Below are 22,623 nucleotides of genomic sequence, written 5' to 3'. Positions count from 1 at the left end.
TTGGATGGGGACGCCAAAGTCAGAACTCGATCAGCGCGGTCTTGGTCTTGAGGTTGGCCATATAGGCTTCGCGGCCCAGATCCTTGCCGATGCCCGATTGTTTGTAGCCGCCGGTCGGCAGGATGAAGTCGTTGCTGCGGCCATAGCGGTTGACCCAGACGGTGCCGGCCTCCAGCGACCGGGTAGCGCGCAGGGCGCGGGCGACATCGCCCGTGTGGATGCCGGCGGCAAGGCCATAGGCGCTGTCATTGGCGAGGGCATAGGCTTCATCTTCGTCGGCGAAGGTTTGGACGGTCAGCACCGGGCCGAAGATTTCGCCCTGGACGACCTCGCTTTTCTGATCGGCCCTGGCGATCAGGGTCGGGGCGAAATAGCTGCCCTCCTGCGGGGCGGTGGCGCGGCCGCCGCCTGCCAGCAACTCCGCCCCTTCGGCGACCGCGCGCTGGACGATGCCGTCGATGCGATCGAGCTGGCCTTCGGAAATGATCGGCCCCAGCGTCGTGTCGGTGCGCCAGGTCGGACCGGCGCGGTGGGCGGCGAAGGCGGCGAGGATGCGGTCGATCACTTGCTCTGCGACCTTGTCCTGCACCAGCAGGCGCGATCCGGCGACGCAGACCTGCCCGGCGTTGAGCGTGATTGCGCGGGCGACGATCGCCGCCGCCTTGTCCAGCCCCGCGTCGGCGAAGATGATCTGCGGACTTTTGCCGCCCAGTTCCAGCGTCACCGGCTTGGGACCGGTCTGGGCGCAGGCGGTCATGATCGCGGCGCCCGTGGCGGTCGATCCGGTGAAGGTGACTTTGACGACTTCGGGGCGGCGCACCAGCGGATCGCCGACCGATCGGCCATCGCCCTGCACGATGTTGAAGACGCCGGCGGGCAGCCCGGCCTCGGTCGCCAGTTCGGCCAGGCGCACGATGCTGAAGGGCGTCATGTCTGACGGTTTCAGCACCACGCTGTTGCCCGCCGCGATGGCGGGCGCGATCTTCCAGCCGGCCATGACCCGTGGCAGGTTCCAGGGCGCGATCGCCGCGACCACGCCATAGGGTTCGGCGATGGTGAGGCCGAGCTTGTCGGGCGTGGTCGCCGCCACCTCACCGCCCACCTTGTCCGCCCATTCGGCGAAAAAGCGTATCGTTTCGGCGGTGTAGCTCAGATCCCAGGCGTTGATCTCGTTGATCGTGCGGGTTGAGCCGAGCGCTTCGAGCGGGGCGAGGGTCGCGGCGTCCGCTTCGATCAGATCGGCCCAGCGGCGCAGTATCTTCATCCGCCCGCGCGGGTCGGTCCGCGCCCAGCCGCTGGTCTTGTAGGCGGCCTGCGCATTGTCGACGGCCTCGGCAAGCTGGTCCGCATCGACGCAATCGAGGTCGGCCTGCACCCGGCCGTCCGAGGGACGGCGCACCGTGATCGCCCTCCCGCGCCCTTCGACCCGGCGTCCGCCGATGTAATTATTCGCCCTTGGCAGGCTGATCTGATCGGGGTCGAAACCGGTCACGGTCCATGTCTCCTTGTTCGGTCTGCCCGACAGGATAGGGTCGCGCGGCGGCATTTGTTGCAGTTGCACGGGAAAATTCGCGCGATAATCTTCCAAAAACAGCGCGAAGGCAGCAGCCAATGCTTGGCGTGGCCCCCTAATGTCCGCCCACTGATTCCGACCAACCCTTCGCGCCGAGGAGCAAGACGCATGGCGACAGGCATAGAGGCGATGGTGAAGCTGCGGCGCATGACGGCCGCGGACCTGACCGCCGCCCATGATCTTTCCAGCGAGCAGAAATGGCCCCACCGCATCGAGGATTGGGAGATGCTGCTGGGCCTGGGCTTCGGCTATGTCGCGACCCGCGACGATGTGGTGATCGGCACGGCCATGGCCTGGCTCTATGGCGAGGATGCCGCGACATTGGGCATGGTGATCGTGTCGCCGCGCGCGCAGGGCATGGGCATCGGCCGGCATCTGATGGACGCGGTGCTGGGCGATCTGGGGAACCGCACGGTGCTGCTCAACGCCACCGACGAAGGCGCGCCGCTCTATCGCAAGATCGGGTTCGTGCCCGTTGGGCCGGTGTTTCAGCATCAGGGCGCGGCCTTTTCCGTGCCGATGGCCGAACTGATCCCCGACGAGCGGGTGCGGCCGCTGGGCGCCAAGGACATGAAGATGTTGCATGGCCTGGCGAAGCGCGCGACCGGGATGGATCGCGCTGCGCTGCTCGACGCGCTGGTGCCGGGCGCGCAGGGCGTGGTGCTGACGCGCAGCAACGAGCCGGTGGGCTTCGCGCTGTTCCGCCGGTTCGGGCGCGGCTATGTCGTCGGGCCGACGATCGCGCCGGATACGGGCGGGGCAAAGGCGCTGATCTCGCACTGGCTGGGGTCGAACGCGGGCATGTTCTGCCGGCTGGACGTGCCGGAGGAGAGCGGTCTGTCGGCCTGGCTCGACGATCTCGGCCTGCCCTGCGTCGGCCGGGTGATGCGCATGGTGCGTGGACCTTTGCCGCCGCTCGATCATTCGGTAACGACCTTCTCCCTTACGACGCAGGCGCTCGGATGACTCTTTCGCTCAACACACCCGCCCTCTTCATTCAACAGGCCTTTATCGGCGGCCAATGGGCCGGCGCCGCGTCCGGGGCGACAGTCGCGGTCGACAATCCCGCGACGGGGGCGATCATCGGCACGGTGCCCGATTGCGGCGAAGCGGAGACACAGGCCGCCATTGCCGCCGCCGAAGCCGCCTGGCCGGCCTGGCGCGCAAAGACGGCGGGCGAGCGCGCGGCGCTGCTGGAGCGCTGGAACGCGCTGGTGCTGGATAATATCGCCGACCTTGGCCGGATCATGACCGCCGAACAGGGCAAGCCGATCGCGGAGGCCGAGGGCGAGATCCGCTATGCGGCGAGCTTCATCAAATGGTTCGCCGAGGAAGCGCGGCGGATCGACGGCGGGATCATCCCCGCGCCGGAAGCCAATCGCCGCATCCTGATCATGAAGGAGCCGGTCGGCGTGTCGGCGGCGATCACGCCCTGGAATTTCCCGGCGGCGATGATCACGCGCAAATGCGCGCCTGCTTTGGGAGCGGGATGTCCAGTGGTGGTGAAGCCTTCCGAACTCACGCCCTTCACCGCGCTGGCGCTGGCAAAGCTGGCGGAAGAAGCGGGGTTCCCGGCGGGCGTGTTCAATGTCGTGACGGGGATGCCCACCGCGATCGGCAGCGCGCTGACCGCCAGCCCGGTGGTGCGCAAATTGTCCTTCACCGGATCGACCCGCGTCGGTGCGCTGCTGATGCAGCAGAGCGCGCCCACCATCAAGCGGCTCAGCCTTGAGCTGGGCGGCAATGCGCCGCTGATCATATTCGACGACGCCGACCTGGACATGGCCGTCGCCAGTACGATGGTCAGCAAGTTTCGTAATGCCGGGCAGACCTGCGTCTGCGCGAACCGCATCCTGGTGCAGGACGGCGTTTACGATGCGTTTGCGCAGAAGCTGGCCAAGGCCGTTTCCGCGCTGAAGGTCGCGCCCGGCGACGCGCCGGGCAGCACGATCGGCCCGCTGATCAACGCCGCCGCCGTCGACAAGGTGAGGAGCCACGTCGACGATGCGCTGGCGCATGGCGCGACGATCTTCGCGCAAGCCCCGGAGGGCGCGACCGGGGAGCGGTTCGCAACCCCCGTGGTGCTGACCGGCGCGACGCGCGAGATGAAGCTGGCCGAGGAAGAGACGTTCGGCCCGGTCGCGCCGCTGTTCCGCTTCACCCATGAGGCGGAAGGGATCGAACTGGCCAACGCCACCAGCTACGGCCTCGCCAGCTATTTCTACACCGAGAATCTCCACCGCGCCTTCCGCGTGGCGGAACGGCTGGAGGCGGGCATGGTCGCGCTCAACAGCGGATCGATCGCGATGGAGGTCGCGCCGTTCGGCGGGGTCAAGATGTCGGGCCTGGGCCGCGAAGGCGCCCATGCGGGGATCGAGGAATATCTGGAAACCAAGGCTTTCCATATTGCCGGGCTGAAACTCTAGAGCAGGATGACATAAGACAGATCCATCCACCTCCGTTCGTTTCGAGCGAAGTCGAGAAGCGCAGGCAGTGCGCTATCCGCTTCTCGACTTCGCTCGAAGCGAACGGATCAAAGTGAAGTCATCTCACTCTAGGGCCTTGTCCGTTCGCGCTGAGCCTGTCGAAGCGCATTTCTTCTAAAATAGTAGAGGGCTTCGACAGGCTCAGCCCAAACGGGAGGTTTTAATGGCGAACGCGCGCACCTATTCCATCTCCGTCATCCCCGGCGACGGCATCGGCAAGGAAGTCATGCCCGAGGGCATTCGCGTGCTGGAGCGCGCGGCGAGCCTGTACGGCTTTACCCTCGCGCAGACATGGCAGGATTTCGCTTGCTGCGATTACTATGCCAAACATGGCCAGATGATGCCCGACGACTGGAAGGAACGGATCGGCAATCCCGATGCGATCTTCTTCGGCGCGGTCGGCTGGCCGGACACGGTGCCCGATCATGTCTCGCTTTGGGGGTCGCTGCTCCAGTTCCGGCGGGAGTATGACCAATATGTCAATCTGCGCCCGGTGCGGCTGATGCCGGGCGTCCCCTGCCCGCTGGTGGGGCGCGAGCCGGGCGATATCGATTTCTGGGTGGTGCGCGAGAATACCGAGGGCGAATATAGCTCGGTCGGCGGCAAGATGTTCCCCGGCACGCCGCGCGAGGTGGTGATCCAGGAGACGGTGATGACCCGCCACGGCACCGACCGGGTGCTGCGCTATGCCTTCGAGCTGGCCGCGACGCGGGAGCGCAGGCACGTCACGTCGGCCACCAAGTCCAACGGCATCGCCATCACCATGCCCTGGTGGGACGAGCGGGTGGAGGAAATGGCGAAAAACTATCCCACCGTCACCCATGACAAATATCATATCGACATATTGACCGCGCAGTTCGTGCTGAACCCGGACCGGTTCGATGTTGTGGTCGCGTCCAACCTGTTCGGCGACATATTGTCCGACCTCGGCCCTGCCTGCACCGGCACGATCGGGGTCGCGCCGTCGGGCAATATCAACCCGGACCGCACCGCACCTTCACTGTTCGAGCCGGTCCATGGCTCCGCGCCGGATATCGCGGGCTTGGGCGTTGCCAATCCGGTCGGGCAAATCTGGTCGGCGGCGATGATGCTGGAGCATCTGGGCGAAGCCGACGCCGCCGCCGCGATCATGCGCGCGGTGGAGACGGTGCTGGCCGAGCCGGCCCTTCGCACCGGCGACCTCAAGGGCAAGGCGAACACGGTCGAATGCGGCAAGGCGATCGCCGACGCCCTGTCCTGACGAAGAAGCGGTGCGGCAGAATATGCCGCACCGCTTCCCGATTACACGCAGCGACGGTCGCCGATCGCCCCATATCGGGCTTTCGCTCTGCGGCATCCGGCTAGGCTGGCCCCATCACCACAACAGCGAGCCAACTGATGACGCTGCATAGCAACCGGTCCCTGCTGGACATCGACCGCGACCATCTGATCCACCCCGTCACCTCCTTTCGCGGGCATGAGGCGCGCGGCGCAACGCTGCTGCACAGCGGCCAGGGCATGTGGCTGACGGATATGGACGGCAGGCAAGTGCTGGACGCCTTTGCCGGCCTGTGGTGCGTCAATGTGGGCTATGGCCAGGACAGCATCGTCGAGGCCGCGGCGGAGCAGATGCGCCGCCTGCCCTATGCGACGGGCTATTTCCATTTCGGCAGCGAACCGGCCGTCCGGCTGGCGCAACGCCTGGTCGACATCAGCCCGGAGGGGCTGGACCATGTCTATTTCACGCTGGGCGGGTCGGATGCGGTGGACAGCGCGATCCGGTACATCACCCATTATCACAACGCGATCGGCAAGCCCGCGAAGAAACAGTGCATCGCACTGGAGCGGGGCTATCATGGATCGAGCAGCACCGGCGCGGGGCTGACGGCGCTTGTCAATTTCCATCGGGGTTTCGACCTGCCGCTACGCTGGCAGCATCATATCGCGTCGCCCTATCCCTATCGCAGCGACCTGGAGGGCGACGACGACACGATCATCGCGCGGTCGGTGCAGGAATTGAAGGACAAGGTGGTGGAGTTGGGCGCGGACAATGTCGCCGCCTTCTTCTGCGAACCGATCCAGGGATCGGGCGGCGTCATCGTGCCGCCGGTCGGCTGGCTGAAGGCGATGCGCGAAGCCTGCACCGAACTGGACATACTTTTCGTCGCCGACGAGGTCATCACCGGCTTCGGCCGCACCGGGCCGATGTTCGCGTGCGAAGCGGAAGGGGTGACGCCCGATCTGATGACGCTCGCCAAGGGGCTGACCGCCGGATATGTGCCGATGGGCGCGCTGCTGATGTCGGACAAAATCTATCAGGGCATCGCCGACGGCGCCGCCCCGGAGGTCGCGATCGGCCATGGCGCCACCTATTCGGGACATCCGGTGAGCGCGGCGGTGGGTCTGGAGGTGCTGCGCCTCTATACCGACGGCGGCATATTGGCGAATGGGCGGAAGGTCGCCGCGCGCTTCGACGCGGGGATGGCGGGCATCGCCGATCATCCCATGGTCGGCGATACGCGGGGACGCGGACTGTTGGGCGCGATCGAGCTGGTCGCGGACAAGAACGGCAAGGCGCGCTTCGATCCCGCGCTGAAACTGGCCGACCGATTGTTCGCCAGGGGATATGAGAATGGCGTCATTTTCCGCGCCTTTGCCGACACGATCATCGGGCTTGCACCGGCGCTGTGCGCGTCCGATGAAGAGATGGACATGATCTTCGCCCGCATCCGCAAAACGCTCGACGACCTGCTCGAAGAGGCGGATATTCGCGCGGCGATCGGATAAGAAACAAGGGGGTAGCAGGGATATGTTGGGCGGACCCAGACTGGACAGGATCGACCTCAAGATCCTTACGCAGCTTCAACAATCCGGCCGCATCACCAATGTCGAGCTGGCCGACGCGGTGGGCCTGTCCCCCAGCCCCTGCCTGACCCGCGTCAAGCGGCTGGAGAAGGCGGGATATATCACCGGCTATGGCGCGCATATCAACCTGCACAAGCTGGGCGAATATCTGACCGTCTTTACCGAGGTGACGCTGACCGAGCATCGCGCGGGCGACTTTTCCCGGTTCGAGACGCGCATCCGCAAGCTGGACGAGATCGTCGAATACCATCTGGTCAGCGGCGGTTACGACTATCTGCTGAAATTCGTGACGCGCGGCGTGGCGCATTATCAGTCGATCATCGAGGGGATGCTGGAGAGCGATTACGGCATCGAGAAATATTTCAGCTATGTCGTGATCAAATCGCCCTTCATCAAACATCATTATCCGATCCAGCATCTGTTCGGCGAGCAGAGATAAGGTTTATAATCCCCGCATGGCCGATATTGCCGACCTGATCGAACCGCTCGTCGCCTTTCGCCGCGACATTCATGCGCACCCGGAACTGGGCTTCTGCGAGCATCGCACCGCCGGGCGGATCGCCGAGCAGCTGCGCGCGCTGGGGCTGGAGGTGCATGAGGGGATCGGGAAGACGGGCGTGGTCGGCGTGCTGCGGAACGGCGCGTCCGGGCGCAGCATCGGGCTGCGCGCGGACATGGATGCGCTGCCGATCCATGAGCAGACCAACCTGCCCTATGCCAGCAAGACGCCGGGCACCTTCCATGGCTGCGGCCATGACGGGCATGTCGCCATGCTGCTGGGCGCGGCGCAGCATCTGACGCGGACGCGGAATTTCGACGGGACGGTCAATTTCTTCTTCCAGCCCGCCGAGGAAGGCCAGGGCGGCGCGCGGGAGATGGTGAAGGAGGGGCTGTTCGAGCGCTTCCCTTGCGACCGGGTGTTCGGGCTGCACAACTGGCCCGATTTGCCCGCCGGCACGATCGCGACGCGGCCCGGTCCGATCATGGGCGCGGCCGACAAGTTCGAGATCAAGCTGGAAGGGCGCGGCGGCCATGCCGCCATCCCGCAGGATACGCCCGACGCCATTCTTGCGGCCGCATCCCTGGTGCAGCAGTTGAACGCGATCGTGTCGCGGCGGATCGCGCCGACCGCATCGGCGGTGCTGTCGATCACCCAGATTCATGGCGGGCATACGCATAATGTGATCCCGCAAGTCGTGACGATCACGGGGACGGTGCGCACCTTCGACGGGCAAGTGCAGGACCGGATCGAGGCGTCGATCCGGCAGATCGCAGCCGGCGTGGCGCTGGCGGGCGAACTCACCGCGACGGTCGATTATCAGCGTTACTATCCCGCAACGATCAACGATGCGGAAGCCGCGCAGGAGGCGCTGGTCGCCGCCGCGACGGTCGGCAATGCGCTGCTGGCGCCCGATCCGGCCTTCACCTCGGAGGATTTCGCCTTCATGCTCCAGGCGTGCAAGGGCGCCTATATCTGGCTGGGGCAGGCCAGGCCCGAAGGATCGGCGCCGTTGCACAACCCGCATTATGATTTCAACGACGACGTGCTGGAACTGGGCGTGCGGCTGCATGTCGCTTTGGTGGAACAACATTTGAGCCGCTAGTGGTCCGATTCTGACATTCGACACCGTTTGAGGCCATGTCCCACACGAATGTCAGAATCTATTCGGACCACTAGAAATATTTGATTCTAGTGGATTTTACGATTTTGACATTTGCAGACCCATCCCAACCGCCAGGGGATGCAAATGTCAAAATCAATCCACTAGCGTATGATGACTGCACATTGATCCCCCCGTCATTGCGAGCGCAGCGAAGCAATCCATAGGGGGTGACATTGGATTGCTTCGCTGCGCTCGCAATGACGATCAAGGAAATGTCATCCTGCTCCAGACGCGCTGCGGGCTGGCCCATCGGACATATCCCCCTGCGCACTGGCCGGGCCGATGCGTCCATATCATGCTGGCGGAAGCTCGGCGCCTGCGCGCGTCCTCATTCCGGTAGCGATGCGTCATGAACATCCTTGGCACGAACAATAATGACACGCTCTATGGATCGACACTTGCGGACCTGATCCGGGGCTATGCCGGTAACGACACCCTGTCCGGGGGGGCGGGCAACGACCAGATATTGGGCGAGGATGGCGACGACAAACTCTATGGCCAGGCCGGCGACGATTTCCTGAAAGGCGCAGCGGGCGCCGACCTGCTGGACGGCGGTGACGGCAATGACGGGCTGGATGGCGGCCCCGGCAATGATGTGCTGCGCGGCGGATCGGGCAATGACACGCTGGAGGCGAAGGACGGCAACGACACGCTCGACGGCAGCTGGGGCCATGACATGATGCTCGGCGGCATCGGTGACGATGTGATCCATGGCGGCGCGGGGCGCGACTATATCGATGCCGGGCCAGGGAACGACCGCATCTATGCGGGCGACGATGATGACGGCTTCATCAACGAGATCAACCCTGCGACCGGCCTGCTGACCACGGAGGCGGTGTCGGGCGGCGACGGCCATGACCTCCTCTATGGCGAGGGCGGCGATGATGCGCTGAAGGGCGAGGCGGGCGACGACCGTATCGACGGCGGCGAAGGCAATGACCGCGTCGATGGCGGCGACGGCGACAATTATCTGAACGGTGGCGCGGGCGACGACATTATTTCGGCCGAATGGGGTGACGACCAGATGCTGGGCGGCGCGGGCGACGACCTGATCGAGGCGGGCGACGGCAATGATCTGGTCGACGGCGGCGCGGATGATGACAGGCTGATCGGCGAAGGCGGACACGACATAATGCTGGGCGGAGCCGGTCAGGATCGCTTGCAGGGCGGCGACGGCAACGACCAGATCTATGGCGGAGACGGCAGCGACCATCTGTTCGGCGATGCGGGCGACGATCTGCTGTTCGGGGAATTGGGCGCCGATCGCCTGTGGGGTGGGCTGGGCGCCGACCGGTTCGTCTTCAAGGGCGCGGGCGCGCTCGACGGCGGCGACCGGATCGACGATTTTCAGGACGGGATCGACCGGATCGTGCTGGAAAAGCTGGGCGTGACCCAGTTCAGCGGTTCCGGCCTGGCCGGCACCGTGTTCGCGCAGGATCAGGTCGACGGCGATGTCAGCCTGTGGGTGACGACCAGCAGCGGGGTGCGCTTCGGCATCGAGATTGGCGACCCGTCGGCCACGCTGACTGCGGCGAGCTTCTCCGCCACCGATTTCCTGTTCGTCTGACCCGGTTCAGAACCAGAATCGGATGCCCATGACGAGGCTGGTGGCCGATGCCCCCTCCCCTTCGGTGCGGACGTAGCGGGCGGTGTCGCCGAAGCTGCGTTCCCAGTTGACGCCGACATAGGGCGCGAATTCGCGGGCGATTTCATAGCGCAGGCGCAAGCCCAGCTCGATGGTCGAGAGGCCCGCGCCGATGCCGAGTTCGGGCACGTCCTGCGCGGCGATATTCACTTCGGCGGCGGGTTGCAGGATCAGCCGCTGGGTGATGCGCTGGTCGTAACTGCCTTCGACGCGGAGATGGGCGTCGCCCTTGTCGGAGAGGAAGGCCTGCGCCTCCAGTTCGAACCAATAGGGGGCGAGGCCTTCGATGCCGACCGTCGCATAGGTGCGCTGGGGCCGGGGGCGGAAATCCTGGCGGACGCCCGCGACGATATTCCACCAGGGATCGATGGCCCGGCTGTAGAGCGCCTGAAGTTCGGCGCTTTCGAGACGGCCGCCGACGTCGCCCTCCCCTTCCGACTTGATCGCGAGGCGGTTGATGTCGCCGCCGATCCAGCCTTCGCCTTCCCAATGATAGCCATCGCCGCCCTTTTGCGCGCGATATTCGGCGCGGTCGATCATCAGTTGGGAGAAGGTCATGCCGCCATTTTCCTTGAGCATGGCCGCGCGGGCGCGGGCCATGACGTCGGGGGCGTAAAAGGCTTCGGCGGCATGGTCGGTCGGGACGGGAGGGGCGACGCCCTGCGGAATGCCGTTATCGGGCGCAGGCGCGCCATGGCCTGCATGGGGATTGGCGGGCTGATCCTGTGCCCGTGGCATCTGGTGGGCGCTATGGTCCATCGTCTGCGCCAACGCGGGCGTGGCCATTCCCGCGAGCAGCAGCACGGCAGCGGTCAGGCGCTTCATGCCGCATCTCCTTCGTGCCGGACGGTCACGACGCGCATCATCCCGGCGTGCATGTGCATCAGCATATGGCAGTGGAAGGCCCAGTCGCCGATCGCGTCGGCAGTCAGGTCGAAGCTGATCCGGCCGCCGGGCAGGACGTTCACCGTATGCTTGCGGGGATTGTGGGTCGCATCCTCCCCGGTGACGAGCTGGAAGAAATGGCCGTGAATATGGATGGGATGCGGCATCATCGTGTCGTTGATGAGGTTCACCCGCACCCGTTCCATATGGCGGAAGGGGATGGGATCGGCGCCGTCGGACAGCTTCACCCCGTCGAAGGACCACATATAGCGTTCCATATTGGCGGTGAGGTGGATGTCGAGCGTGCGGGTCGGCGGGCGCGTGTCATCATTCGGTTCGAGCGCGCGCAGGTCGGCATAGGTGAGGACGCGGTGGTCGACCTCCTCCAGCCCGGTGGGCCGATCGGCGGTGCGATCGGCGGGCATGGCGGAAAGGGTGGCGACGCCCGGCCCCATCGGCACATCGGGCGCGACCGACGGGTCGAGCATCTTCATGCTGTGGCCCGACATGCTCTCATTGGCGGGCTGGCTGAGGTCGATCACGCCCCCCTGCCCCATATCCATGCCCGCCATGTCCATGCCCATATCCTTCATGGTGAGCAGCGGACGCTGGCGCAGGGCCGGGATCGGCGCGACCATGCCGATCTGCGGCGCGAGGGTCGCGCGGACGAGGCCGGAGCGGTCGATGGCTTCGGCGATCAGGCCGTAGGGCTTCGCCTCGGTCGGTCGGACGATCACGTCATAGGTTTCGGCGATGCCGATCTGGAATTCGTCGGTTTCGACCGGCTGGACATGCTGGCCGTCGCACTGGACCACCGTCATGGGCAGGCCGGGCAGCCGAACGTTGAAATTGGTCATGGCGGACGCGTTGACGATGCGCAGGCGGACCCGCTCGCCCGGCGCGAACAGGCCGGTCCAGTTTTCCGCCGTGCCATGGCCGTTGACGAGGAAGCTGTAGGTGGAGCCGGTCACGTCCGAGATATCGGTCGGGTCCATCCGCATCGCGCCCCAGTCCATCCGGTCCTTCAGCGACATATCCCTGCCCTTGAGCAGGCCGGCGAGCGTCTGGCGCTGCATGTTGTAATAGCCGCCCATCTGCTTGAGGCGCTTGAGCAGCATATGGGGATGGACCGGCGTCCAGTCGGCCAGCACGATCACATGCTCGCGGTCGGACTGGACCGGGTCGGGACCGGCGGGGTCGATCACGATCGGGCCATAATGGCCCATCGCCTCCTGCATCCCCGAATGGCTGTGATACCAGTAGGTGCCCGACTGGCGGATCGGAAATGCATAGGTGAAGGTTTCGCCCGGACGGATGCCGGGGAAGCTGACGCCCGGCACGCCGTCCATCTGGAAAGGGACGATCAGGCCGTGCCAGTGGATCGACGTGTCTTCCTTCAGGCGGTTGGTGACGGCGAGACGGACGCTCTGCCCTTCCTTCAACCGGATGAGCGGCGCGGGGACGCTGCCGTTGATGGTGATCGCATGGGCCGACCGGCCGCCCGTGCCGAAATGACTTTCACCGACAGTCAGCGCGATCGTGTCGCCGGACAGGACGCCGGGCGCTGGGCGCAGGCCGGGCGTGCCGCTGCGCGCCCAGGCGGGGAAGGCGCCGGCCAGCGTCAGGGCGGCGGCGCTCTTGAACAAGGTGCGGCGGTCGAGGGAGGATAAGCTCATACCCCTTCATACGCGGCCGCCGGATCAATCCCTCAAAATTTCAGCGAGTTTCGCGCGGGCGCGGTAGAGGCGGGTTTCGACCGCCTTTTCGGTGACGCCCAGCACCTGGGCGGCGTCGGCCTGGCTCATCTGCTCGATCGTGCGCAGCAGCAGCACATCCTTGAGGGTCGCGGGCAGGGAGGCGATGGCGGCGTTGATACGGGCGAGTTCGCGCTGCGAATGGAGCGCGTCTTCGGGCGTGGCGTCGCGGTCGGCAATGTCGATCGCCTCGTCGATCGGCTTGGCGAAGGCGAAGAAGCGGCGGACGGCGCGGCGGCGCGCCCAGTCCCGGCATTTGTTGAGCGCGATGCGCGCGATCCAGACGCGGAAGGGCCGCGCGCCATCATAGCGGGCGAGCGCGGCGAAGGCGGCGACGAATGTTTCCTGCGTGATGTCGAGCGCTTCGTCACCGTCGCCGACATGGCCGCGCGCGAGCCGCCAGACGGCGTCGCGGTGCCGCTGCATCAGCGCGCCATAGGCCGATTGCTGGCCCGCCAGTGCGCGGGCGGCGAGCGCGCGGTCGTCTGGATCGGGCGATATCACCGGGCCGGCTGGGTCAGCGCCCTGACGACCGCCGCGTCGAACTGCGCCGCCTGATCCGGGCGCAGCACGGCGCGCATCGCGAAGATATGCTGGAGCGTTTCCTTCTGGAGCTGGCCCATAACATGGTGCGAGCGGTCGACCGCATCGCCCACCTTGGGACCATAGCCATGTTCGGCGGCGATGGCGTCGGCCAGCCGCTGGTTATCGGCGCGCATTTCCGCCTCCAGCGCTTCGCGCCGCGTGGCGAAGGCGGCCTCCAGTTCATGGATGCGCTTTTCCTGCGCGGCGTCGAGGGTCAGCCGCTGGTGCAGCAGGGCGTGGACTTCGCTTTCGACGCGCGGTTCGGGCGCGAGCCAGACGCGCGCGACCAGAACCGCCGCGAGCGACGCGGCAAAGGCGACCAGCGCGACGAGAATATAACGCCGCGCGGTCATTGGCCGAGCAGACGCGAGGGCGCATAGTCCGACATGCCGATCGGCACGGACGATGCCCGCGCCGGTGCGGCGGGCACGATGCTGCCGGCCCAGCCGATGCCGATCGCCAGCACGCCCGCCAGCATCAGGCTGCGCCGCGCGGTCATCTGGTCGCGCCGTCTGGCGACGCCGCCCATGACGGCGTCGTCCATCGCTTCGAGCCGCGCGTCGGTGGGCATCGCCCGCACCGCGCCGAGCATCCGGTCCAGATCGGTCATTGCTTCATTCTCCATCCTTATGACCGCATACGCGCGCGACGCGCCCATCCCTTGGCAACGGACGGAAAAATTATGCGCTTGGGCGAGGGGTCGGGCAAGTCCATGCGTAATGGCCCTGAACACCCGCTGGAGACATTGCCATGACCCGTAAGTTCCTGACTGCCGTCGCCGTCCTTGTCCTTGCCCTGCCCGGCGTGGCGAGCGCGCACACCAAGCTGCTGTCGTCCAGCCCGGCCGCCAATGCGACCGTCGCCAAGCCGACCAGGCTGACGCTGACCTTTTCCGAAACCTTCCTGGCGCCGATGAGCGGCGTGGACCTGGTGATGACCGGGATGCCGGGCATGGCCAATCATGAGCCGATGCCGATCAAGGGTTTCAAGACGAGCGTCGAGGGCAAGACGATGACGCTCACCCTGCCCCGCGCGCTGCCCGCCGGCACCTATGCACTGAAATGGCATGTGGTCGGCGCCGACCAGCACAAGATGGAAGGCGGCTACAGCTTCACGGTCAAGTAAACCGCCATGACCGAGGGGGCGTTGATCGGCGCGCGCTTCGCGCTGATGATCGACCTGGCCCTGCTGATGGGCCTGCCGCTTTTCTGGTGGGTTATGGGCATGGCCGGGCGGAAGCGCGTTGTCGCGTTGTTGGCGGTCGGTGGACTGGCGCTGTCGGCGCTGTGGCTGCTCGCCAGCGCGGCGGCGATGACCGGCACGCCGATCACGTCCCCCGATTGGGCCAGCGCCCGGATTTTACTGACGATGACGCCGATCGGGCCGGTGCTGGCGGTGCGGGGCGCGGCCTTGCTGGTGGTGCTGGCCGCTGGCGCGTTGCCGCGCGGGACGCGATGGGCGCTGGTTCCAGCGGCGGTCGCGGCCGCGACGCTGGCCTGGACCGGTCATGCGGGCGCGACCGAGGCGCTGGCCGGATCGCTCCATCGGGCCGCGGATGTCGCGCATATCTGGGCGGCGTCGGGCTGGATCGGGGCGCTGGCGGTGCTGCTTTGTGCGGTCATGCGGTTGCGCAAGGATGAGGATGCGCGGCTGGCGGCGACGATGCTGGCGCGCTTTTCGCTGATGGGGACGCTGGTGGTTGCGACGCTGATCGTCAGCGGGGCGATCAATGTCGCGATGATCGTCGGGCTGGCGCAGGCGCCGGCGTTGCTCGGCAGCCTTTATGGCTGGCTGCTGGGGGCGAAACTGGCGTTGTTCGGGCTGATGCTGGGACTGGCGGCGGCCAATCGCTGGTGGCTGACCCCGGCGCTGGAGCGGGACGCGGCGCCAGCGCGCGCGGTGGCGCATCTGCGGCTGTCGCTGCTGCTGGAAACGAGCGCCGCCGTCGCCATCATCGGGCTGGTGGCCTGGCTCGGGACGCTCGATCCGATGGCGTGATCCCGGCGATTTTCTCGCTCTTGAATGTGTCGGGCGGGCGCATCATTTGGCGTGGCGGGTTGCCGAGGAGCGAGATCATGCCGACTATCGCCGACAAGCGCGCCACGTTTCGCGCGTTGCATGAAGAGGGTTTCTTCATCATTCCGAACGCCTGGGACGCGGGAAGCGCCGTCCGGCTGGCGAAAGCGGGGTTCAAGGCCATCGCGTCGACCAGCGCGGGCGCGGCCTGGACCGCCGGAAAGGATGATGGCGACCTTTCCCGCGACGAGGTGCTGGCGCATCTGAGGCTGCTGGTCGATGCGACCGACCTGCCCGTCAATGCCGATTTCGAGAATGGATTTGCCGACGATCCGGCTGCCATGGCCGCCAATGTCGCCATGGCGGTCGACACCGGCATCGCCGGACTTTCGATCGAGGACTGGTCGGGCAGCAAGCTCTATGACCTCGATCTTGCCCGCGATCGGATCGCGGCGGCGCGGGCGGCCATCGATGCGGTCGATCCCAGCGTCATGCTGATCGGGCGCAACGAGAATTTCCGCGTCCCCGGCATGACGGCGGCCGAAAGCATCGCGCGCGCGGTGACCTATGCCGAAGCCGGCGCGGATTGCCTGTTCGTCCCCTTCATCCTCGATCCGGGCGCGGTGGCGGAACTGGTCGCCGCCGTGGCGCCCAAGCCGGTCAATGTCGTCATCCACGATTATGATGCGTCGATCCGCACCTTCGCTGCGCTGGGCGTCCGTCGGTGCAGCGTCGGCGGCAGTCTTGCGAAACGGGCCTGGACGGCCGTCGAAGAAGCCGCCCAGCAACTCAGGCAATTCGACTCCTGAGCCTGCCTCTCCATCAGGCCGGGCGGTAGATGCAGTAGATCTTCTTCACGGGAACGCGGCTGTCCCAACTGCAACTGGCGCCCTGTTCGACCAGGAAGATGTCGCCCGTCGAAAAACGGCCTTCCGCGCCGGTTTCGTCGATGAAGGTGACGCTGCCGTCGAGCAGATACATCAGTTCATGATGGCCATAGCGCATGGCGCGGCGGTGATAGGGGGTCGAATCCCAGGTGCCGGCCATGAACGCGCCATCCTCCGACTTCCAGTCGCTATGGTTGCGGCACCGGGGCGTCGGACCGACCAGCAGTTCGGCGAGCGGCGCGCCCGAGGGCGCGAGCGGGGCATCGGTATCGACCGGAATGATCGCGCCGTTACCGGCCGGGCCGCTGGTGCGGCGCATGAAGAGCAGGCGCGCGCCGGCGTCAACGGTCCAGACGAAGGCAGCCCCGCCGCGCAGGACGATGCTGTCGCCTGCCGCGAGGGTGCGGTCAAAGTCGCCCTGCACGATGCGGATCGCGCCGGACTCCACGATGACGAACTCGTCGGCGGGCATCGCCGCGACCTTGCCCGCGCCCGGCGGCAGGGCAATGAGGCCGGCGCTGATGGGGCCATCCGCCAGCGGCAGGGATGCGCGGGCGGCGAGGAAAAGATCGCCCTCCCCTGCGCCGACGCTGGCCCCGGCGGCCCAGGCGCGCAGGTCGATGAAGCTGCGGGTCAATATTGTGTTCGTCATGACGGCCTTTCCTGTCGGTCTGGCCCCAGGATAATCCGCCACGCGCGACACGATGCGCCGTTTGCGCCGGGGTCGTCCGTCAGACCTGCCGCAGGGCGCGGGCCGGACGAACGGAAAGCAGCGGGATCGATCCGGCAAGGCCGATGCCGAGCGTGAGCAGTGCCCCACCCGCCAGCGTCGCCAGCACGATCGGCCAGTCGGGCGCCCAGCTGAAGTCGAAGACCTGCACGATCACGAACCAGGCGGCCGCGCTGCCCAGCGCCAGCGCCACCAGCGCCAGGATCGCGGCGAGCAGGCCATATTCGAGCGCCTGCCCGCCCAGCAGTTGCGCGCGGGTGGCGCCCAGTGTCTTGAGGATCACGCCGTCATAGCTGCGCGCCTGACGCGAGGCGGCGATCGCGCCGACCAGCACGGCGATGCCGGCAAGGATCGCGACCGATGCGGCGACGAGGATCGCGCGCGACATCTGGGTGAGGATGACGCCGACCTGATCGATCACGTCCCCCACGGCGATCACCGATACGCCGGGGAAGGCGGCCAGCAGGGCGCGGGTCATGGCGCTGTCGTGGCGCGGGTCCATGGTGATCGTCGCGGCGACGCTGTGCGGCGCACCCTCCAGCGTGGCGGGCGGGAAGACCAGCACATAGTTGAAGCCCATCGTGTCCCAGTTGACCTTGCGCAGGGAGGCGATCCGCGCCTCGATCTCGCGACCGAGGATGGAGACGGTCAGCACGTCGCCGACGCCGATGTTCAGCGTCTTGGCGGCTTCGGCATCGAGCGAGACAAGGGGCGGGCCTTTATAGTCCTTCGGCCACCAATCGCCCGCGACCAGATCGCTGCCTTCGGGCAGGGCTGCGCTGTAGGTGACGCCGCGCTCACCGCGCAGAAACCAGGCCCCGTCGGGCAGTTGCTTCAAGTCGGCGACGCGCTGCCTGCCATAAGCGGTAATAGTGCCGCGCAGGACCGGGACGATGTTGAGTTGCGCTCCGGGCGCCTGATGCGCGACGATCTGGCGGAAGCGGGCCTGCTGCGGGGCGGGAATGTCGAGCACGATCTGGGCGGGCGCCTTTTTTGGGACCACCGTGCGGATTTCCGCGTTCAGGCTGGTTTCGATCCCTGCCAGCGTGACGAACAGGGTAAGGGCAAGGCCCAGCGCCACGATCAGCGCGGCGGTCTGCGCGCCGGGGCGGTGCAGATTGGCGAGGGCCAGACGCAACAGGGGGCGGCGTGGCCGGGGCAGGCGGCGCGCGAGACGGCTGACGGCAAGGCCCAGCCCCAGAAGCAGCAGCAGCACCGCCGCGACCGCGCCCAGCACGGCGGCGGAGAAAAGCGGTTCGCGCGCGGTGCCGAGCGCCAGCGCGACCAGCAACGCCCCTGCCCCGCCCATGGCGGCGAGACTGCGCCGGTCGAGGCCGCTGCGCGTTTCAACCGCGCCGCGGAAGATGGCGGCGGCCGGCTGGGTGCGCGCCCTGGCGAGCGGCGGGAAGGTGAAGAGGAAGGCGATGAGCAGGCCATAGGCGGCGCTCGCCAGCAAGGGCACGGGATGGAGGCGGAAGCCGGGGCTGACCGGCAGCACGTCGCCCGCCAGCGCCACCACCAGCGAGGGCAGAGCCGCGCCGACGATCAGGCCCGCGACGATGCCGAGCAGCGCGACTGCGCCGACCTGCATCCGGTAGATGCGGGCGATGTCGGTGGAGGTGGCGCCCAGCACCTTCAAGGTCGCGATGCCGCCGCGCTTGCCCGCGAGATAGGAGGCCACGCCGTTGCTGACGCCGATGCCGGCGATCACCAGCGCGGCGAGGCCGATCAGCGAGAGAAACTGGCCCATCCGCTCGATGAAGCGGTTGGCGCCGGGGGCGGCGCGATCCCGGTCCTTGAAGGTCCAGCCTTCGCCCGCGCGCGCCTTTTCCCAGTCCCTGCGGACGGTGCCGGGGTCGTAGCGCGGATCGAGGCGAATGCGATATTTGGCCGAATAGAGGCTGCCGGGCTGGATCAGCCCGGTGCGATGCAGCCCCTCCATCGACACGATCGCGACCGGGCCCAGGGTGAAGCCCTCACCCAGCCGATCGGGTTCGTCCGCGATGATATCGCCGATGGTGAAGGTCGCGTCGCCATAGCGAAGCCGTTCGCCGCGCCGGAGGTCCAGCCGCTCCGCCAACGCTTCGCCGACAAGGACATGATCCGCATCCATCGGGCGGTAATTGCTGTTGCGCAGTTTCAGCGCGCCATAGAGCGGATAGACGGCGTCCACGCCCTTGAGTTCGGTCAATATGGCAGGCGGAGCGTCGCCCCGCCTTTGTCCCACCCGTTGCGCCATGGCGCGCATCCGGATCGTCTCGCTGAGCGTGCCGAGCTGGCGAAAGGCTTCCTTGGCGCCGAAGTCCGCCTCGCGCTGGGTCATGCCGATTTCGATGTCGCCGCCCAGGATGACGCGGCCCCGCTCGCTCAGTTCCTGGGTGATGGCGGCGGTCAGGCTGCCGATCGCCGCCAGCGCCGCGACGCCGAGGAAGAGGCAGAGGAAGAGGAGCCGCAATCCACGAAAGCCCAGATGTAGGTCGCGCCGGGCGATGCGCCAGCCTGCCCGCCAGCCAAGGCCGTTCATAGCGCGCGATCCGCGACGATCCGGCCATCGCGCATCTCGACGATCCGGCCGCACCGTTCCGCCAGCACCGGGTCATGGGTGATGACGACCAGTGTCGCGCCCGCCGCCTGCTGCCGGTCGAACAGCAGGTCCATGATCGCCGCGCCGGTGGCGGCGTCGAGATTGCCGGTGGGTTCGTCGGCGAAGAGCAGGGTCGGGCGCGGCGCGACCGCGCGGGCGATGGCGACGCGCTGCTGCTCGCCACCCGACAATTGGGCGGGATAATGGTCGAGACGGTGGCCAAGGCCCACGGCGCGCAATTCCTCCGCCGCCAGCGCGAAGGCATCGGCATGGCCGGCCAGTTCGAGCGGCACGGCGACATTTTCCAGCGCCGTCATGGTGGGCAGCAGGTGAAAGCTTTGCAGCACGATGCCGATCCGCCCGCGTCGGGCGCGGGCGAGGTCATCCTCCCCCAGCGCGCCGAAATCGACGCCGCCCACATCCACCGTGCCGCCGCTGGCGCGCTCCAGGCCGGACAGCACCGCCATCAGCGAGCTTTTGCCCGATCCCGAGGCGCCAAGGATGGCCACGCTCTCTCCGCGCAGGATCGAAAGATCAACGCCCTTGAGGATCGCCACCGGCGCATCACGGGTTCCAAGGGAAAGGGTGACATTCTGCGCGCGGATCGCAATAGTGGCGGGATCGATGGGCAAATGCATGAAGAAGGAGCGCTCCTTGGCGGGCAGGTGGTTGCAATATGGGGCGCTGGCGCTGTTTGTCCATCTCGCGGGCGGCTGTTCGGACGGAGCGCCGCCCCCTCCCCCGGCCGCCGATACGGCGCAACCGGCGGATGCGGCCGATCCTGCTCCCGACGCGAAGCTGGTCGTGGCCTTCGGCGACAGCCTTTATGCCGGCTATAATCTGGATCAGGGCAAGGGGCTGGCGCCGATGCTGGAACGGGCGCTGATCGCGCGCGGGGTGAAGACGCGGGTGGTGAATGCCGGCGTATCGGGCGACACCAGTGCGGCGGGGCTGGCGCGGCTGGCCTTCACGCTCGACGGATTGCCGCGCAAGCCCGATCTGATGCTGCTGGGGCTGGGCGGCAACGACATGCTGCGCGGCCTGTCGCCCAAGGAAACGCGCGCCAATCTGGACGCGATCCTGGCGGAAGCGAAGAAGCGCGGCATCCCGGTGCTGCTGACCGGCATGATGGCGTCGCCCAATATGGGGCCGGACTATGCAGCGGCGTTCAATCCCATCTATCCGAACCTTGCGAGGAAATATGGCGCGACCCTCTATCCCTTCATGCTGGACGGGGTGATCGGCAGGCGGGCATTGCTGCTGCCCGACGGCGTCCATCCCAATGATGCGGGCGTCACCCTCATCGTCGGCAGGCTGGCGCCATTGGTCGCGGGGAAGCTCAAGGCATGAGCATCGGGATGGGCCTGATCGGCTGTGGCGTGGCGGGCCGGCTCTTCCATGCGCCGCTGATATAAGAGAGGAGGATCGCCCCATGATTCTATCCGTGCGATATTTGCTGCCGGCCGCCATTCTTGGATCGATCGGGACCGTCGCCGCCCCCGCCCAGACCGTGACCATAGCCGACGGCGCCTTGCGGGGGGTGGCGCAGGACGGCGTCGTCGCCTTCAAGGGCATTCCCTTCGCACAGCCGCCGGTGGGCGAGCTGCGCTGGCGCGCGCCCCAGCCGGTCCAACGCTGGCAGGGCGTGCGCGACGCCAGCCGATATGGCCATGACTGTATGCAACTCCCCTTCCCTTCCGATGCCGCGCCGCTCGGCACGCCGCCGGCGGAGGATTGTCTCTACATCAATGTGTGGAAGCCGGAGGGCGCCGGGGCGAAACTGCCGGTGATGCTGTGGATCTATGGCGGCGGCTTCGTCAATGGCGGTTCCTCACCGCCCACCTATTCCGGCGCGGCGCTAGCCAGGCAGGGCATCATGGTGGTGAGCTTCAACTATCGGCTCGGCCGCTTCGGCACTTTCGCCCATCCGGCGCTGACGAAGGCCGACGCCGACAAGGGACTGCTCGCCAATTATGGCTATCTGGACCAGATCGCCGCGCTGCGATGGGTAAAGGCCAATATCGCGGCGTTCGGCGGCGATCCGGCCAATGTCACCATCATCGGCGAAAGCGCGGGCGGCATGTCGGTCCACGCCCTGCTGACGTCTCCCATGGCGCAAGGGCTGTTCCAGAAGGCGGTGATCCAGTCGGGCGGGCCGATGCCGATGGGCGACGCCACGCTGGCTGGGGCGGAAAGGCTGGGCGCGGCCTTCGGCGAAAAGAAGGGCATCGGCGCGAATGATCCCGATGCGCTGGAAAAGCTGCGCGCGCTGCCGGCGGATGGGGTGGTCGACGGGCTGAACCTTGCCACCCTGTTCGCGGGCGGACCGCCCACCCATAGCAGCCCGATCGCCGACGGCAGGATCGCGGTCGACAGCCTCGCCGCCTATCGGGCGGGGCGCTTTGCCAAAGTGCCGGTGATGATCGGCGCGACCAGCGACGATATCGGCGGGCCTTCCGGGCCGATGGTCGCGGGCGCGCGGGATATGGCGGGCCAGTTCGCGACACAGGGCGCGCCGACCTATCATTATCGTTTCTCCTATGTCGCCGAGAGCCAGCGCACGCCGGCGACCAAGGGCGCGGCGCACGCAAGCGAGATCCCCTATTTCTTTGACACGGTCGCCGTCAAATATGGCGATGCCGTCACCGCTCGGGACAAGGAAATGGGGCGAATCGCCAGCGCCTATCTCGTCAATTTCGTGAAGACGGGCGATCCCAACGGCAACGGCCTGCCCGTCTGGCATCGCTATGGAACGGACAAATCCATGCTCGATCTGAGCGCCGGCGGCAAGGCGGTCCAAGCGCAAGGGCAATAAGGGCGGTGGCGCTGGCAGATCATTTTCCCCTGATCCGCCAGCGTGTTATCACGACTCTTTCGGCGTGGTTTCGGAATCGCGCCGACGTGTTATCGGTTGCAATGCAACGTGCGATCACGTTCGCCCAGACCATCGGGAAACGCCGGATTCCCGCC

21 protein-coding genes are annotated in these 22,623 nt (G+C 66.8%); 12 read left to right on the top strand and 9 right to left on the bottom strand.

The annotated features are described in order from the left end of the window. Nucleotides 1–19: 19 nt before the first annotated feature. Nucleotides 20–1,492, bottom strand: a complete 1,473-nt coding sequence (locus AC58EF_RS13850) for an aldehyde dehydrogenase family protein (RefSeq protein ID WP_497276948.1) — start codon at nt 1,490–1,492, stop codon at nt 20–22. A gap of 189 nt (nt 1,493–1,681) precedes the next feature. Between AC58EF_RS13850 and AC58EF_RS13845 the strand changes: the two genes are divergently transcribed. The 7 genes from AC58EF_RS13845 to AC58EF_RS13815 all read left to right on the top strand — a co-directional run bounded on the left by AC58EF_RS13845 (nt 1,682) and on the right by AC58EF_RS13815 (nt 10,134). Next, entirely contained in the window at nt 1,682–2,539 is an 858-nt protein-coding gene (locus AC58EF_RS13845; RefSeq protein WP_497276947.1) for a GNAT family N-acetyltransferase, read from the top strand. Beyond that, nucleotides 2,536–3,999, top strand: coding sequence for an NAD-dependent succinate-semialdehyde dehydrogenase (locus AC58EF_RS13840; RefSeq protein ID WP_497276946.1), 1,464 nt, complete (start codon nt 2,536–2,538; stop codon nt 3,997–3,999). The genes AC58EF_RS13845 and AC58EF_RS13840 overlap by 4 nt, the downstream gene beginning before the upstream one ends. Nucleotides 4,000–4,222: 223 nt before the next feature. Beyond that, nucleotides 4,223–5,299: a tartrate dehydrogenase gene (locus tag AC58EF_RS13835; RefSeq protein WP_497276944.1), complete on the top strand. Its 1,077-nt coding sequence runs from the start codon at nt 4,223–4,225 to the stop codon at nt 5,297–5,299. Between the two features lie 137 nt (nt 5,300–5,436). Beyond that, on the top strand, nt 5,437–6,825 hold the full coding sequence (locus AC58EF_RS13830) for an aspartate aminotransferase family protein (protein WP_497276943.1): 1,389 nt from the start codon (nt 5,437–5,439) through the stop codon (nt 6,823–6,825). 22 nt (nt 6,826–6,847) lie between these two features. Further along, nucleotides 6,848–7,342, top strand: coding sequence for an Lrp/AsnC family transcriptional regulator (locus AC58EF_RS13825; protein WP_497276942.1), 495 nt, complete (start codon nt 6,848–6,850; stop codon nt 7,340–7,342). Between the two features lie 16 nt (nt 7,343–7,358). Next, nucleotides 7,359–8,507, top strand: a complete 1,149-nt coding sequence (locus tag AC58EF_RS13820) for a M20 aminoacylase family protein (RefSeq protein ID WP_497276941.1) — start codon at nt 7,359–7,361, stop codon at nt 8,505–8,507. 409 nt (nt 8,508–8,916) lie between these two features. After that, the gene (locus AC58EF_RS13815) at nt 8,917–10,134 is read left to right on the top strand and encodes a calcium-binding protein (protein WP_497276940.1); all 1,218 of its coding nucleotides are present in this window, start codon (nt 8,917–8,919) and stop codon (nt 10,132–10,134) included. A gap of 6 nt (nt 10,135–10,140) precedes the next feature. Here AC58EF_RS13815 and AC58EF_RS13810 read toward each other — a convergent pair whose 3' ends face one another. Genes AC58EF_RS13810 through AC58EF_RS13790 form a run of 5 tightly spaced genes read right to left on the bottom strand, consistent with a single transcriptional unit; the run spans nt 10,141 to nt 14,046 of the window. Continuing rightward, a complete protein-coding gene (locus AC58EF_RS13810; protein ID WP_497276939.1) occupies nt 10,141–11,037 on the bottom strand; it encodes a copper resistance protein B in 897 nt (298 codons plus the stop codon). After that, nucleotides 11,034–12,773 carry a copper resistance system multicopper oxidase gene (locus AC58EF_RS13805; RefSeq protein WP_497276938.1) on the bottom strand — a complete coding sequence of 580 codons (1,740 nt, stop codon included), beginning with the start codon at nt 12,771–12,773 and terminating at the stop codon, nt 11,034–11,036. The genes AC58EF_RS13810 and AC58EF_RS13805 overlap by 4 nt, the downstream gene beginning before the upstream one ends. Before the next feature lie 24 nt (nt 12,774–12,797). Beyond that, nucleotides 12,798–13,355, bottom strand: coding sequence for an RNA polymerase sigma factor (locus tag AC58EF_RS13800; RefSeq protein ID WP_497276937.1), 558 nt, complete (start codon nt 13,353–13,355; stop codon nt 12,798–12,800). After that, nucleotides 13,352–13,789 (bottom strand): periplasmic heavy metal sensor, encoded by a 438-nt coding sequence (locus AC58EF_RS13795; protein WP_497276935.1) that lies wholly within the window; start codon nt 13,787–13,789, stop codon nt 13,352–13,354. The genes AC58EF_RS13800 and AC58EF_RS13795 overlap by 4 nt, the downstream gene beginning before the upstream one ends. Beyond that, nucleotides 13,786–14,046 carry a hypothetical protein gene (locus tag AC58EF_RS13790; protein ID WP_497276934.1) on the bottom strand — a complete coding sequence of 87 codons (261 nt, stop codon included), beginning with the start codon at nt 14,044–14,046 and terminating at the stop codon, nt 13,786–13,788. Before AC58EF_RS13790 ends, AC58EF_RS13795 begins: the two co-directional genes overlap by 4 nt. Nucleotides 14,047–14,186: 140 nt before the next feature. On the opposite strand from AC58EF_RS13790, the gene copC reads away from it, so the two are divergent. The 3 genes from copC (at nt 14,187) to AC58EF_RS13775 (ending at nt 16,261) form a co-directional block, all read left to right on the top strand. After that, entirely contained in the window at nt 14,187–14,561 is a 375-nt protein-coding gene (gene copC, locus AC58EF_RS13785) for a copper homeostasis periplasmic binding protein CopC (protein WP_497276933.1), read from the top strand. A 6-nt stretch (nt 14,562–14,567) separates the two neighbouring features. After that, nucleotides 14,568–15,434 (top strand): copper homeostasis membrane protein CopD, encoded by an 867-nt coding sequence (gene copD / locus AC58EF_RS13780; RefSeq protein ID WP_497276932.1) that lies wholly within the window; start codon nt 14,568–14,570, stop codon nt 15,432–15,434. Between the two features lie 77 nt (nt 15,435–15,511). Next, nucleotides 15,512–16,261 (top strand): isocitrate lyase/PEP mutase family protein, encoded by a 750-nt coding sequence (locus AC58EF_RS13775; protein WP_497276931.1) that lies wholly within the window; start codon nt 15,512–15,514, stop codon nt 16,259–16,261. A 13-nt stretch (nt 16,262–16,274) separates the two neighbouring features. Here AC58EF_RS13775 and AC58EF_RS13770 read toward each other — a convergent pair whose 3' ends face one another. The 3 genes from AC58EF_RS13770 to AC58EF_RS13760 form a co-directional block, all read right to left on the bottom strand. Continuing rightward, nucleotides 16,275–16,991, bottom strand: coding sequence for a cupin domain-containing protein (locus AC58EF_RS13770; RefSeq protein ID WP_497276929.1), 717 nt, complete (start codon nt 16,989–16,991; stop codon nt 16,275–16,277). Nucleotides 16,992–17,070: 79 nt separating this feature from the next. Continuing rightward, a complete protein-coding gene (locus tag AC58EF_RS13765) occupies nt 17,071–19,593 on the bottom strand; it encodes an ABC transporter permease (protein ID WP_497276928.1) in 2,523 nt (840 codons plus the stop codon). Beyond that, nucleotides 19,590–20,291 (bottom strand): ABC transporter ATP-binding protein, encoded by a 702-nt coding sequence (locus AC58EF_RS13760; protein ID WP_497276927.1) that lies wholly within the window; start codon nt 20,289–20,291, stop codon nt 19,590–19,592. The genes AC58EF_RS13765 and AC58EF_RS13760 overlap by 4 nt, the downstream gene beginning before the upstream one ends. Here AC58EF_RS13760 and AC58EF_RS13755 point away from each other — a divergent pair. Continuing rightward, nucleotides 20,290–21,003: an arylesterase gene (locus tag AC58EF_RS13755; protein WP_497276926.1), complete on the top strand. Its 714-nt coding sequence runs from the start codon at nt 20,290–20,292 to the stop codon at nt 21,001–21,003. The two genes, AC58EF_RS13760 and AC58EF_RS13755, sit on opposite strands and share 2 nt — an antisense overlap. An 82-nt stretch (nt 21,004–21,085) precedes the next feature. Then, nucleotides 21,086–22,468, top strand: a complete 1,383-nt coding sequence (locus AC58EF_RS13750) for a carboxylesterase/lipase family protein (RefSeq protein WP_497276925.1) — start codon at nt 21,086–21,088, stop codon at nt 22,466–22,468. Nucleotides 22,469–22,623: the final 155 nt, after the last annotated feature.

The organism is Sphingobium sp. WR1 (assembly GCF_059693745.1).
The sequence above is the reverse complement of the archived record's forward strand: the minus strand, read 5'-3'. Positions and strand labels throughout refer to the sequence as shown.